The 12,754-nt window shown below is 62.0% G+C and carries 12 protein-coding genes; 4 read left to right on the top strand and 8 right to left on the bottom strand.

Annotated elements, in window-relative coordinates:
* Positions 1-131 precede the first annotated feature (131 nt).
* Positions 132-518: a nuclear transport factor 2 family protein gene (locus tag ACR3FF_RS00880; protein WP_458185192.1), complete on the bottom strand. Its 387-nt coding sequence runs from the start codon at positions 516-518 to the stop codon at positions 132-134.
* Between the two features lie 187 nt (positions 519-705).
* Between ACR3FF_RS00880 and uvrA the strand changes: the two genes are divergently transcribed.
* From uvrA to ACR3FF_RS00865, 3 genes are all read left to right on the top strand, one after another.
* The gene (uvrA, locus tag ACR3FF_RS00875; RefSeq protein ID WP_458185190.1) at positions 706-3,648 is read left to right on the top strand and encodes an excinuclease ABC subunit UvrA; all 2,943 of its coding nucleotides are present in this window, start codon (positions 706-708) and stop codon (positions 3,646-3,648) included.
* Between the two features lie 195 nt (positions 3,649-3,843).
* Complete coding sequence (locus ACR3FF_RS00870; RefSeq protein WP_458185188.1) at positions 3,844-4,389, top strand: DUF7344 domain-containing protein; 546 nt, start codon at positions 3,844-3,846, stop codon at positions 4,387-4,389.
* 98 nt (positions 4,390-4,487) lie between these two features.
* Positions 4,488-5,576: a geranylgeranyl reductase family protein gene (locus ACR3FF_RS00865; protein WP_458185186.1), complete on the top strand. Its 1,089-nt coding sequence runs from the start codon at positions 4,488-4,490 to the stop codon at positions 5,574-5,576.
* A gap of 160 nt (positions 5,577-5,736) precedes the next feature.
* Here ACR3FF_RS00865 and ACR3FF_RS00860 read toward each other — a convergent pair whose 3' ends face one another.
* The 4 genes from ACR3FF_RS00860 to ACR3FF_RS00845 all read right to left on the bottom strand — a co-directional run bounded on the left by ACR3FF_RS00860 (position 5,737) and on the right by ACR3FF_RS00845 (position 9,083).
* Complete coding sequence (locus ACR3FF_RS00860; protein ID WP_458185184.1) at positions 5,737-7,248, bottom strand: carboxypeptidase M32; 1,512 nt, start codon at positions 7,246-7,248, stop codon at positions 5,737-5,739.
* 91 nt (positions 7,249-7,339) lie between these two features.
* Positions 7,340-8,449, bottom strand: a complete 1,110-nt coding sequence (locus ACR3FF_RS00855; RefSeq protein ID WP_458185183.1) for a M20 family metallopeptidase — start codon at positions 8,447-8,449, stop codon at positions 7,340-7,342.
* 107 nt (positions 8,450-8,556) lie between these two features.
* The gene (locus ACR3FF_RS00850) at positions 8,557-8,862 is read right to left on the bottom strand and encodes a DUF7344 domain-containing protein (protein WP_458185181.1); all 306 of its coding nucleotides are present in this window, start codon (positions 8,860-8,862) and stop codon (positions 8,557-8,559) included.
* A 59-nt stretch (positions 8,863-8,921) separates the two neighbouring features.
* Positions 8,922-9,083 (bottom strand): hypothetical protein, encoded by a 162-nt coding sequence (locus ACR3FF_RS00845; RefSeq protein WP_458185179.1) that lies wholly within the window; start codon positions 9,081-9,083, stop codon positions 8,922-8,924.
* Positions 9,084-9,164: 81 nt separating this feature from the next.
* Here ACR3FF_RS00845 and ACR3FF_RS00840 point away from each other — a divergent pair, with 81 nt between their 5' ends.
* Positions 9,165-11,003, top strand: a complete 1,839-nt coding sequence (locus ACR3FF_RS00840) for a PINc/VapC family ATPase (protein WP_458185178.1) — start codon at positions 9,165-9,167, stop codon at positions 11,001-11,003.
* Between the two features lie 83 nt (positions 11,004-11,086).
* Here ACR3FF_RS00840 and ACR3FF_RS00835 read toward each other — a convergent pair whose 3' ends face one another.
* From ACR3FF_RS00835 to ACR3FF_RS00825, 3 genes are all read right to left on the bottom strand, one after another.
* Positions 11,087-11,365 (bottom strand): winged helix-turn-helix transcriptional regulator, encoded by a 279-nt coding sequence (locus tag ACR3FF_RS00835; RefSeq protein ID WP_458185176.1) that lies wholly within the window; start codon positions 11,363-11,365, stop codon positions 11,087-11,089.
* Between the two features lie 191 nt (positions 11,366-11,556).
* Complete coding sequence (locus tag ACR3FF_RS00830; RefSeq protein WP_458185174.1) at positions 11,557-12,153, bottom strand: GNAT family N-acetyltransferase; 597 nt, start codon at positions 12,151-12,153, stop codon at positions 11,557-11,559.
* A 138-nt stretch (positions 12,154-12,291) separates the two neighbouring features.
* A complete protein-coding gene (locus tag ACR3FF_RS00825) occupies positions 12,292-12,753 on the bottom strand; it encodes a methylated-DNA--[protein]-cysteine S-methyltransferase (protein WP_458185172.1) in 462 nt (153 codons plus the stop codon).
* Position 12,754 lies beyond the last annotated feature (1 nt).

The following is a 12,754-nucleotide window of genomic DNA, read 5'->3' as shown; positions in this document are numbered from 1 at the left end:
AGTCAGGCCTACAGCCTCGAACGTCGAAAACATCATCGAGTGGTTGTGGTTGTCGTACCTGGAGCCGATACGATAATCGAAATACGGTGATGGGTGTGGGACGTACCATCGCCGTACGGAACGTCGACGGTTTACTGCCACAGCGCGGTATCCGTGTAGTTCGCGAAACGAGTGATGTGGCCCTCGTGCAGGTCATTGACGTGTGCGAAAGGACTTTCGATCAGCTCGCCCGCTTCGTTCGTGGCACTGAACGTACCCAAGGCAACGACCGTGTCGCCACCGTCAATGAACCGGTCGGGTTCGACCCGAAACGTTTCGAACTCTTCTTTGGCCGGCATGAAGACGTTCTCCAGCACTTCATCGGGACTGTGGTAGGTGCCGTCGAAGACGAAGCCCTCCGGCTCGATCCACTCGACACCATCACCCATCGTGGCCAAGGCAGATTCGATGTCCCCTTCGTTGAAAGATTCGTATAAACTCTGCACTATCTCGACGTTACTCTGTCGTGCCGATGTCATCGTTCCCCACCATTAATAGTGTAGGTCTCGCAAAAAGATATAGCTCTCGTTGCTTCTCCAGTAGGGAGAGAATCACCCGAACCCGGCTGGGAATAACGGCTCATCTTTCCACCCTCGTTTTCACTTTCACTCCGCTTTCATCTGCAACCGACAGGCATACGCCCATTCAGTCGCTGTCTGTTGATAGATGAGCAAGGACTACATCGAAGTGCGGGGGGCCGAGGAACACAACCTCAAAGACCTCGACGTGCGGATTCCGCGCGAGCAGTTCAACGTCGTCACCGGACTGTCGGGGTCGGGAAAGTCCTCGCTCGCCTTCGATACGGTGTACGCCGAGGGGCAGCGACGCTACATCGAGAGTCTGTCCGCCTACGCCCGGAACTTCCTCGGGCAGATGGACAAACCGAAGGTCGAGAACGTCGAAGGGCTGTCGCCCGCCATCTCCATCGACCAGAAGAACGCGGCGAACAACCCGCGTTCGACGGTCGGGACGGTGACGGAACTCCATGACTACCTGCGACTGCTCTACGCCCGCGTCGGCACGCCACACTGTCCGCAGTGTGGGCAGGAGGTCGGCGAGCAGAGCGCCCAGAACATGGTTCGGCGGGTGCTGGACTTACCCGAGGGAACGCGAGCGAAGATCGCCGCACCGGTCGTGCGCGACCAGAAGGGCGCGTTCGCCGACCTGTTCGACGACCTCGTCTCGGACGGCTACTCCCGGGTCGAAGTCGACGGCGAGGAGTTCGACCTGACGCTCGATCGCCCGGACCTGGACAAGAACTACGACCACACCATCGACGTCGTCGTCGACAGGGTGAAAGTGAGCGAGGAGGTTCGTTCGCGCATCACCGACAGCGTCGAGACCGCACTCGAAGAGGCAGACGGGATGATGAAACTCATCGTCCCCGACGCTCCGGAGGACGTGGACCTGGGCGTAGAGACGCGCTCGACGGGCGATCTGGGCGGTACGGGCGACGAACGACTCGTCGTGGAGTTCTCCGAAGACCTCGCCTGCACGCACTGTGGAATCGACTTCCGCGAGATAGAAACGCGCAGTTTCTCGTTCAACAGCCCGCACGGTGCGTGTCCGGAGTGTGAAGGAATCGGCGAGACGAAAGAGATAGACGAAGCCCTCGTCGTTGAAGACCCCTCGAAACCGCTGAAGAACGTCTTCGAACCGTGGAGCTATCAGCGCACGTACTACCGCCGACAGCTCGATTCGGTCGCGAGACACTTCGACGTCGACCTGACCACGCCCTTCGAAGACCTCAATCCGGCGATACGGGAGGCGTTCCTCTCCGGCACCGACGAGGACGTGCTGTTCAAGTGGAACACGAAAAACGGCATCCGGCGGAAAGAAGAACCGTTCGAAGGCGTCATCCCGAACCTCGAACGGCGGTACGTCGAAACCGACAGCGACCGCGCCCGGGGCCACATCGAGGACTACATGGCGGTGACCGAATGTCCGGCGTGTGACGGCACCCGGCTCCGACCCCAGAGTCGGTCGGTGTACGTCGACGGCACCGCCATCACCGAGGTCAACCGGATGTCCATCGGGGACGCACTGGAGCACTTCGAGAATCTCGAAACGAATCTCACGGAGCGCGAGAAGCGAATCGCAGAAGAGATTCTAAAAGAGATTCGTGCGCGACTCGGTTTCATGAAGGAGGTCGGACTGGAGTATCTCACGCTCGACCGCGAAGCCTCGACGCTCTCGGGTGGCGAGAGCCAGCGGATTCGGCTGGCGACGCAAATCGGGTCGGGACTGGTCGGCGTGCTCTACGTGTTAGACGAACCCTCCATCGGTCTCCACCAGCGCGACAACGACCGTCTGCTGAACACGCTCTGTGAACTCAGAGACTTAGGAAACACCCTCATCGTCGTCGAACACGACGAGGAGACAATGCGTCGGGCGGACACCGTCATCGACATGGGTCCCGGCCCCGGCAAGCGCGGTGGCGAAGTCGTCGTACAGGGTGACGTCGACGAGGTGATGGCCCACGAGGGAAGCATCACGGGCGATTACCTCGCCGGTCGAAAGAAAATCCCCGTACCGGGCGACCGCCGGGAGAGCGACACCCACCTCACGATTCTGGGTGCACGCCAGCACAACCTGAAAGACCTCGACGTGGACATTCCGGTCGGGCAGTTCACCGCCATCACGGGGGTCTCCGGGTCGGGCAAGTCCACGTTGATGCACGACATCCTCTACAAGGGACTGGCCCGCGAGATGAACAACAACACCTCGGTCGACCCCGGCGACCACGACGCGATAGAAGAGGTAGACGAAATCGAGAAAGTACGACTCATCGACCAGTCGCCCATCGGCCGAACGCCGCGTTCGAATCCCGCTACGTACACCGGCGTCTTCGACTACGTCCGCGAATTGTTCGCCGAGACGAAACTCTCGAAACAGCGCGGCTACGAGAAAGGGCGCTTCTCGTTCAACGTGAAAGGGGGACGCTGCGAGGAGTGTGGCGGCCAGGGCACTGTGAAAATCGAGATGAACTTCCTCTCGGACGTGTACGTCCCCTGTGAGGAGTGTGACGGTGCACGGTACAACGACGAGACGCTCGACGTGACCTATCGCGGGAAGACTATCTCCGACGTCCTCGATATGTCCGTCGAGGAAGCCCACGACTTCTTCGAACACGACACGCGCATCCGTCGTCGCCTGAAACTGCTGAAAGACGTCGGACTCGATTACATGACGCTCGGCCAGCCATCCACCACCCTCTCGGGCGGTGAAGCCCAGCGTATCAAACTCGCCGAGGAACTTGGCAAGAAAGATACCGGTGACACGCTCTACCTACTGGACGAACCGACGACCGGCCTTCACCACGAGGACGAGCGTAAACTCATCTCGGTGCTCCAGCGACTGGTAGACAAGGGCAACTCCGTCGTCGTCATCGAACACGAACTCGACCTGGTGAAGAACGCAGACCACGTCATCGACCTCGGTCCGGAAGGGGGCGAACACGGCGGCGAAATTGTCGCCCGCGGAACACCCGAGGAAATCGCTCGAACGGAGGACTCGTACACCGGACGCTACCTCCGGGATAAGCTTCCCGACATCGACCTCGACGGCCCGCGTGCCGACAGACCCGCACCGGCACCGACTGACGACTGAGTGGCATTTCCGTCGAAAGAATGGCGGGGTTACCCCCAGGAATCGCCCGCTTAAATCGCCGTCACATAAATAATTTGAAAATTACTATTAGCTAAGCACTGGATAACAAAGTGCCGTCCGCAGTAATCTCGCACTCGTGTTACGTCCAGGGTGGCGGTGCATCGGTACAACAACGGATTGCGGGCCACGAGTGGTATGAGTTCGACTGACGGAACCCCACAAGAACTGTCCGAAGACCTCATCTTCGACGTTCTGAAAAATCGGCGACGACGATACACGCTCCACTACCTCAAGCAGCAGGGCCGCCCAGTCGAGTTGAGCGAACTCGCAGAGCAGGTGGCGGCGTGGGAGCACGATACGACGGTGGAAGGACTCTCCGCGAACGAGCGGAAGTCGGTGTACACCTCACTCTATCAGACGCATCTTCCGAAACTCGCGGACGCGGGAATCGTAGATTACAACCAGAGCAGAGGCGTCGTCGAACTGTCGGAGAACGCCGCACAACTGGAGGGCTACCTGCGCCCGCAAGACGAGTTCCCGTGGATTCGGTACTACCTCGGACTCGCCATCGCGAGCGCGGTTCTCGTCCTCGCGGATTTCCTCGGTATTCCTCCATTTACCGCGATTCCCGACGAGATATGGGGCGTGCTCATCGTCGCCGCGTTCGCGCTGTCGGCGCTGGTTCACTACCTCCGGCGGCGGCAACTCGGAACCGGGGAGCGGCCGCCGTCGGCACGATAGGCGCACAGTCTCTCGTCCGAACGACCCCTGCTCGTCGCGACTTCACTTTCTGAAACGAGAAAGAAGGTATTTGACCTATGAACCAGTAAGCGGTCACAATGCACGATTTCGTGGTTGTCGGCGCAGGCCCTGCCGGGTCGCGGTTCGCCCGACAGGCCGCTGATTCGGATTACGACGTGCTCGTTCTCGAACGGGGACGGGTGGGGACGCCGCTCGCGTGTTCTGGCCACGTGAGCACTGACATCTGGTCGTTTACCCCCGACGGCGCACGCGACCACCTCCTCCAGAACGAAATCTACGGCGCGCGCTTCCACGTCGGCGGCCCCGACTCTCGGGAACATCCCTTCTACAAGGACACCGTCGTTTCGAACGTCATCGACCGCGTCGGTCTCGACAGGACGCTCGCGAACGCCGCCCGCGACGCGGGTGCGGACGTGCGGGAAAACCACAGCGTAACGGACGTCGCCGAACACGGCGACTACGTGGACGTGACGGCGACCACTCCGGACGGAACGGAGACGTACCGGGGGAAGATGGTCGTCGGATGTGACGGGCCGGTCTCTCGCGTCCGGCGCGAACTCGGACTGCCGGAACCCGGCGAGAAGCTACAGGGTGTCCTCGGGTTCGCACCCGACGCCCACAGCGGGAACTTCGTCGACGTCCATCTCACCGCGCCGAGATTCTTCGCGTGGCGGATTCCCCGCGGTGCGGCGGGCGTGGAGTACGGACTGGCCGCCCCACCTGGCGAGAGCGCCCGCGACCTGTTCGACCGTTTCACCGCCGAGTACGACGTGGAGACGGACCACTTCTGCGCCGGAATCATCCCCATCGGTCCGCCGGCGAGCGTCACGGCCCACCGCGGATTTCTCATCGGCGACGCGGCCGCCCAGACGAAACCCTTCACCGGCGGCGGTATCCTCTACGGGATGACCTCGGCAGACCACGCGGTTCGCACCGTCGACCCCGACGACCCGGGAACGCTTGCCGACTACGAACGTGCGTGGCGAAAAGAGTTGAAAAACGAGATTCGTCTGGGCCACTGGGTTCGACGGGCGTACTCGTTCCCGGAATCGGTACAGACCGCCGGACTCAGGGCGATGTCGGGCGAGATTGGCGTGCACATGGACAGGCCGACGTCGTTTTTCTCCACTGCCAACATCCAAGCGCTGCTCCGACAGACGCGGTGAGGTTCGGTTGCTGTGTCGTTCTTCGGGACCGACGTGCGTGCGTATATCTTCCTGTGGACCGGTCTGTACCTTCTGGGATGTACAGACGACGCTCGGCTATCGAGTTCGGTTCCACGACCCTTCGAAGAAAATCACGAAAACGCGAACGGGAGATACCCCGTTACTCCAGGTCGTACAGCGCGCCGTACTTCTCGTTCACGTAGTCGAGGAAGTAATCCGCCGTGAACGACTCGCCGGTCGCCTGCTCGATGAGTTCGTCGGTGGTGTACAGACTGCCGTGCTGGTGGACGTTCGTAGTGAGCCAGTCGTGGAAGTCCTCGAACTCGCCCGCTCGAATCTGCTCTTCTATGTCCGGAATCTCCTCTTCGGCACTGTCGTAGAGCTGTGCCGCGAGGACGCTGCCGAGCGAGTACGTCGGGAAGTAGCCGAAGCTCCCGTGGCTCCAGTGGATGTCCTGTAGACAGCCCTCGGCGTCGGTGTCGGGGCGAATACCGAGGTACTCTTCGTACTTGTCGTTCCAGCGTTCGGGGACATCTTCGACGTCGAGTTCGCCACGGATGAGCGCCTTCTCGATTTCGAACCGCACCACGATGTGCATGTGGTAGGTCAACTCGTCGGCCTCAACGCGGATGAGATTGTCCTCGTACACGCGGTTTACGGCCTCGTACACGTCTTCGACGGTGGCGTCTTGGACGTCCGGGAATCGTTCCTCGACGACGGGGAGGAACCGCTCCCAGAAGGCGCGCGACCGCCCGACGTGGTTCTCCCAGATGCGGGACTGCGATTCGTGGGCGGTCAGGTCGCGGGACTGGCCGAGCGGCGTTCCGTAGTGTTCGTCCGGCAGTCCCTGCGTGTAGGTCGCGTGGCCGAACTCGTGGATGGTGCTCATCAGCGCGCCGAGCGGGTCTTCCTCGTCGAAGCGCGTCGTCACCCGCGCGTCGAACGTCGTCCCGCTGGAGAAGGGGTGCGGTGCCGTGTCGAGACGGCCGCGATTCCAGTCGTACCCCAGCGTGTCCAGCACGTCGCGTGAGAGCTCTTCTTGCGTTTCGGTGTCGTAGGTTCCCTCGAACGGCGTGGCGAGTTCGACGTCGCTCTCTCGAATCGCGTCGATGAGGGGCACGAGTTCGTCGCGGAGTCGCGCCAACGTCTCCGACGCCGTCTCGATACCGAGGTAGGGCTCGTACTCCTCGAACAGCACCTCGTAGGGGTCTTTGTCGGGGTCGATGTGTTCGGCGTATTCGCGTTTCTGTTCGACGAGTTTCTCCAGTATCGGCGCGAAGATAGAGAAGTCGTCTTCGGCTTTCGCCTCCTTCCACTTCGGCAGTGCTTCGGACGTGGTTCGCGAAATCTCTTCGACCAGTTCCCCGGGGACGCGAGTCGCTCGCTCGTACTCGCGGCGCACCTCGCGGACGACGGCGGCCTGTTCGTCGGTCAACTCCTGTGCTTCGAGGTCGTCTAAGAGGTCACCCATCTCGTCGTCGGTGAGCAGTTCGTGGGCGATTGCCGACAGGGCAGAACGCTGTTGTGATCGGGCGGGCGTCCCCCCTTCCGGCATCATCACTTCCTGATCCCAGCCCAAGAGCATCGCCGAACTCTGTACGTTCGAGATTCGCTTTACCTTCTGGAGGAACTCCTCGTACGTGGCGTTCTCTGTGGCGGCTTCGGTTGCCATTGGTCCGTGTTTGGTGTCATCGACCATCAATGAATGGGTTTCGGAACGAAACGCCTCCAACGCTCCGACGGCGGTTTTTTCGACGGCCGCGTTACAGACGCTCGGCGACGTTCCGATAGATTCGATAACAGCGCTCCAGCACGTCGACGCTGACGCTCTCGTCTTTCGTGTGTGCCTCGCCGGGTTCCGACGCTCCGCAGACGACACACGTGGTTCCGGCCTGCGAGAGCCACCCGGCGTCGGTCGCGTGGGGCTTCGTTACGTGTTCGGGCTCACCGTGCTGTGCGTCGTGGGCCGCTGCGAGCACCGTCTCGGCGAACTCGGCGTCGTCGCACTCCATGGGCGGCAAATCCTGCTCGACCGTCCACTCGACGCCCTCGATGTCCTCGACGGCCCCGAGGTCGGCGCGTTCGCCGGGGACGGTGCGTTCGTCTACCGTCACGCCACAGCTGTCGGGGATGACGTTCCACGCGTTTCCACCGTCGATTTCGGTGACGACGACGCTTCCCGAGAGGTCGTGACCGAGCACGGAGACCGTCGGAACCGTACAGTCGCGCACGACGTCGACAGCGTCGCAGGCCCGGTAGATGGCGTTCTCTCCGGCCTCCGGTTCGCTGGCGTGGGCCGCGGTCCCGCGTGCGGTGATGGTACTCGCGCGCCTGCCCCGGTGGGCGACGACGACATCGGTGACGTCCCGTTTCGAGTAGTTCGTCGACCCTTCGGCGACGATGGCGTAGTCCGGCGAGAAGCCGTGTCCGATGGCGTGACGTGCGCCCGTGCCACCGACCTCCTCGCCCACGAAACTGGCGAAGACGAGTTCGCCGGTCGGGTTCGCGTCCCGAAAGGCGAGCATCGACGCGACGACGGAGCCTTTCATGTCCGCCGTACCCCTGCCGTAGAGTCGCCCGTCGCGCTCTTCGACGACGTACTCGCCGTCTTCGACCTGCGAGTCGTCCGGTGGCACCACGTCGTGGTGGCCGACCAGTGCGAGCGAGGCCCCCGACCCCCGGCGACCGACGCCCCCAGACTGTGTCTGGGAATCGGCCGCTCTCCGAGCGACGACGTTTCCGACGCCGTCGCGAGTCACGTCGGCGTCGGTTTCCGTTCGAATCCAGTCTTCGATGTAGTCGCCCGCCGCCGTCTCGTCCTCGTGACTCGAAATCGACACGAGGTCGCGGGTCGTTTCGACCAGTTCGTCCATGCGACCCCCCTATCCGCCCAGTGGCTTAATTCTCCGCACTCGCCAGCGGACGACCGCTGCCGTCGACTCGTCGCTCGCGTCTCGACAGTTCGTCTTTGCCGCCGCCGTCAGGACTGTGCCGCCCGTTGGTCTTCGGAACAGTGTGTTAGCAGTTCCTCGACGAGGGATGACTCGCGATAGCGGACGGTTTCGGTTCTGTCGTCGTAATCGACGGCGCTCGTCGCGTCGAGGAGTGGGAGATGGACGTGCCTGAGACGGAGTTCGGTGGCGTGGTCGTCGAACAGTCCTGCGAGTTCCTCGACCGTCGTGGCGGTGTCTGACGAGTCGGCCAGGTGCGAAAGAAGCCTCCGACGGTGCGGGTTCGATAAGATGCTGAACGCCGTATCGAGTGTGTCTGACTCCGGGGAAACCATTATCTACGAGTTATCGAACGAGGTGCCTAACCACCTCGCTTGAGAATGCAAGGTCTATGCTATATCGAACAGTCGTCGACGAACTCGTAGTCCCCGCGTCGGTCGAGTTTCCGCTCGATGGCGTCGACCACCCACTCGTCTATCGTTTCGTCCGCACAGTCGGCCTCGATTCGGTCGCGGGTGTCGGCGTCGACGGTGAGTACCAGATGGGCGTGTCGCATCGAATGGCATACGATACCGAGCCTCAAAAACGTGACCCCGACGCTGAAACCCTTATCAGGCTACCGTCCGAATCAGCACGCATGAACGTAGTGCCGGACACGAGCGCCGTCGTCGACGGGCGCATCTCGCAGAAAGTCGATGACGGCGACTTTGCCGGGGCGACAATACTCATCCCCGAGGCCGTCGTCAGTGAACTCGAATCGCAAGCGAACAGAGGCGAAGAGAGCGGGTGGAACGGGCTGTCTGAGCTCCAGCGACTCGCGGATTTCGCCGACGCGGGTGACATCGACCTCGAATACGTGGGGATGCGACCCAAACCCGAAGAGCAGGGGTACGCCCATCGCGGCGAAATCGACGCCCTCATCCGCGAACTCGCGGACGAACACGACGCTACCTTCGTCACCAGCGACCTCGTGCAGAGCGAGGTCGCACAGGCGAAGGGCCTGGACGTGGAGTACATCGCACCGAAGACGCCCGACGTCGGACGATTGAGCATCGAGGATTTCTTCGACGAACAGACGATGAGCGTCCACCTCCGCGCGGGCGTTCCGCCGATGGCGAAACGAGGCGAGGTCGGCGAGATGCACTATCAGGAGATTCGTGACGACCCGTCGACCGACGCCCAGCTCAAAGAGTACGCCCAGGAGATCATCCAGAGTGCGAAACAGAGCAACGAGGGGTTCATCGAAATCGACGAACCGGGGATGACCATCGTGCAGTTCCGCGACTACCGTATCGCCATCGCGGAACCGCCCTTCGCCGACGCGTGGGAGATTACCGCCGTCCGCCCCATCGTCAAGACGGACATGGAGGATTACGAGCACTCCGACGAACTCAAAAGTCGACTGCTCGAACGCCAGCGCGGCGTTCTCATCTCGGGTGCACCAGGAGCCGGAAAATCGACGTTCGCACAGGCCGTCGCGGAGTTTTTGGCGAACAACGATTTCGCGGTGAAGACGATGGAAAAACCCCGCGACTTGCAGGTCGGGCCGGAGGTCACACAGTACACCGCCCTGGCCGGGGAGATGGAGAAGACCGCCGACTCCCTCTTGATGGTTCGTCCCGACTACACCATCTACGACGAGGTGCGCAAGACCGACGACTTCGAGGTGTTCGCCGACATGCGCCTCGCGGGCGTCGGCATGGTCGGCGTCGTTCACGCCACGCGACCCATCGACGCCCTCCAGCGTCTCATCGGGCGTGTCGAACTGGGCATGATTCCGCAAATCGTGGACACCGTCGTCTACATCGAAGCCGGCCAGATAGAGAAAGTGTACGACGTCCGAACGGAGGTCAAGGTGCCGGCAGGGATGACCGAAGAGGACCTCGCACGGCCGGTCATCCTCGTCGAGGAGTTCGAGACCGGCACGCCGGAGTACGAAATCTACACCTTCAACCGGCAGGTCGTCACGGTCCCGCTCCAGGAGGACGACCGCGACGAAACCGGCGTCTCCCGCCTCGCCAAACAAGAGATAGAGCGCGAGATTCAGTCGGTCTCACGCGGTCACGTCGACGTGGACCTCCACGGCCAGAACAAGGCCGTCGTCTACGTGGACGAGAGCGACATCTCCTACGTCATCGGCAAAGGCGGCGGGCGAATCGACGACATCGAGAACCGTCTCGGCATCGACATCGACGTGCGAACGCACGACGAGAAACCCTCCTCGGTCGGCGGCGGCGGGACGAAGGCGACACCGCGCGGCGACGTCGTCGTCCCCGAAATCACGTCTCGCCACGTCGTCATCCCGCTGGACGGCCACGCCGGAGAGACGGTGGAGGTGCAAGCCGACGGCGAGTACCTCTTTACCGCGACGGTCGGGCGCGGCGGCGACATCCAGGTCTCGCGGGGCAGCGCCATCGCGGAAGAGTTAGAGCGCGCCATCGACCGAGAACGACAGATAACGGTCGTCACGGCCTAACGGCGGGGTGACGACCGCAACAGGTCGAGCAGTGTCGAAATATAATAGAAAATCAGGAGCCGCGTGTGTCACCGAGATTGCAGCTATTCTGCACACTGGGCGTCCGCACTCTGGTCGGCATCGACGTCGGTCTGAACGGCGATTTCGTAGAGATTCTGGCGGGCGTCGGCGAAATAGATGTCCTCTTCTACCACCCCGATTTCTTCGAGTCGTTCGAGTGCGTACCGGACCGTCCGCGCCGAGAGCATCGACTCGTCGACGATCTGTTTCTGGGTGAGTGCTCCTTTGTATTCGAGTACTTTGAAGACGAGTTTCGCGCTCGGAGGAAGATCACCAATCTGCTCCCGCTCAGTTTTCGACATCATCATTACGAATCGAAACACCCCATCGGCATAAAACTATTGAGAACGGATGACACGGTAACCGTTCGTCAGCGTCACAGAAAACACGCTTCTGAAACGAACACGCTGGGAGAGCGGTTCCGGAGGTCGCTCGGGTCCCAACGCCCTTCGCGAGTTATCGCAAATCACGTCTCCGTACCGCTCGATGGCGGTCACCGGCCCGTGTCGTACTTGTACGTCGCACTGTCGGGGTCGATGCCGAACTCCTCGGCCATTTCGTCGGTGTCGTCGGTATTCGTGGATTCGGTCTCACGAGGCCGGGCGTCTTTGAACCGTTCGCGTAACCGGTCGGGCATCTCGAACTCTCCGACGGCGAGAATCATCGGCACGGCGTCGGGTTCGGTTTGCTCGCGCTTCGTGTCGAGGCGGTCGCGGAGTTTCGGCGGGAGGTCGCCGACGTCGATGGCCTCGAAGCCGAACTGCGCGAGGTAATCGGGCACGCCGACGAGAGCGTACACTCGCTCGAACCCGTCGTCGCCCGCCTTGTCGATGAGGCGCTCGATGACGTGCGCGCCGACACCCTGTTCGCGCCACTCGGGGACGACGCCGATGCTCGTCAACTCGCAGATGTCGGGGGCGTCGTCGGGTTTGTGGATGCGAATCCGACCGAATCCGGCCTTCTCGCCCGACGTCTCGTCGATGGCGACGACGTAGTCCCGGGACCGGAAGGCGGTCTCGTCCAGTCCCATCGCCTCGATATTGTCGAGCAACCAGACCTCCTCTCTGTTTTTGGCATCCCGGACGTACATGGCTAGCGATTCGCTCGCAAACGTCAAAAAGTCATCCATCCCGCTGGTCGTCGCCGGCGGCCCGTCCCCGAAAGCGAAACCATGCTCGCCCGACGAACCGCCGTGCCGAACGGGACGTGAGGCCGTTCGAAGAGCCGGTTACAGCCCTTCCAGCGACCGCAACTTCTGTTCTGTCTCCGGCGGCGCGGCACTCGGCCCGTCGCGCACTCGATGGTCGGGAATCAGTATGGGTGCCGGGTTCGCGTCCAGCGCAGTCCGGGCGAGTTGCAGGTCCGCGTCCTCCGTGTGGTCGAGACCGGACGTCATCCGGGTCAGCGTCTCGACGTTCACCTGTTCGCCGTAGGGTATCTTGCGTACCGATTCGAGGACGCCCTGCTGGTCGGTCGGGAGCGTCAACGCGACCTGCACGTCCTCGAAATCGTCTTCTACCCCCTCTAGATACGCGAAGATTCGGTCTAGCACGGCGTGGCTCTCCTCGGCGTCCTCGTCGTCGTCGTGAGGGAACGCCACGCGAAGCACGCGCCCGCTGGCGACTCCTATCTGTACGAATCGGTCGAGATAGGCCGATTCCTGCGCGTAAATTCCAGCACTCTCGTCCATG

Source organism: Haladaptatus ordinarius, assembly GCF_054177595.1.
Note: the sequence above shows the minus strand (reverse complement) of the source record. Positions and strands in the feature narration are given on the sequence as shown.

Coding starts and splice junctions, on each gene's coding strand:
- ACR3FF_RS00880 (WP_458185192.1), bottom strand. CDS start 518: ATGACATCGGCACGACAGAGTAACGTCGAGATAGTGCAGAGTTTATAC.
- uvrA (WP_458185190.1), top strand. CDS start 706: ATGAGCAAGGACTACATCGAAGTGCGGGGGGCCGAGGAACACAACCTC.
- ACR3FF_RS00870 (WP_458185188.1), top strand. CDS start 3,844: ATGAGTTCGACTGACGGAACCCCACAAGAACTGTCCGAAGACCTCATC.
- ACR3FF_RS00865 (WP_458185186.1), top strand. CDS start 4,488: ATGCACGATTTCGTGGTTGTCGGCGCAGGCCCTGCCGGGTCGCGGTTC.
- ACR3FF_RS00860 (WP_458185184.1), bottom strand. CDS start 7,248: ATGGCAACCGAAGCCGCCACAGAGAACGCCACGTACGAGGAGTTCCTC.
- ACR3FF_RS00855 (WP_458185183.1), bottom strand. CDS start 8,449: ATGGACGAACTGGTCGAAACGACCCGCGACCTCGTGTCGATTTCGAGT.
- ACR3FF_RS00850 (WP_458185181.1), bottom strand. CDS start 8,862: ATGGTTTCCCCGGAGTCAGACACACTCGATACGGCGTTCAGCATCTTA.
- ACR3FF_RS00845 (WP_458185179.1), bottom strand. CDS start 9,083: ATGCGACACGCCCATCTGGTACTCACCGTCGACGCCGACACCCGCGAC.
- ACR3FF_RS00840 (WP_458185178.1), top strand. CDS start 9,165: ATGAACGTAGTGCCGGACACGAGCGCCGTCGTCGACGGGCGCATCTCG.
- ACR3FF_RS00835 (WP_458185176.1), bottom strand. CDS start 11,365: ATGTCGAAAACTGAGCGGGAGCAGATTGGTGATCTTCCTCCGAGCGCG.
- ACR3FF_RS00830 (WP_458185174.1), bottom strand. CDS start 12,153: ATGTACGTCCGGGATGCCAAAAACAGAGAGGAGGTCTGGTTGCTCGAC.
- ACR3FF_RS00825 (WP_458185172.1), bottom strand. CDS start 12,753: ATGGACGAGAGTGCTGGAATTTACGCGCAGGAATCGGCCTATCTCGAC.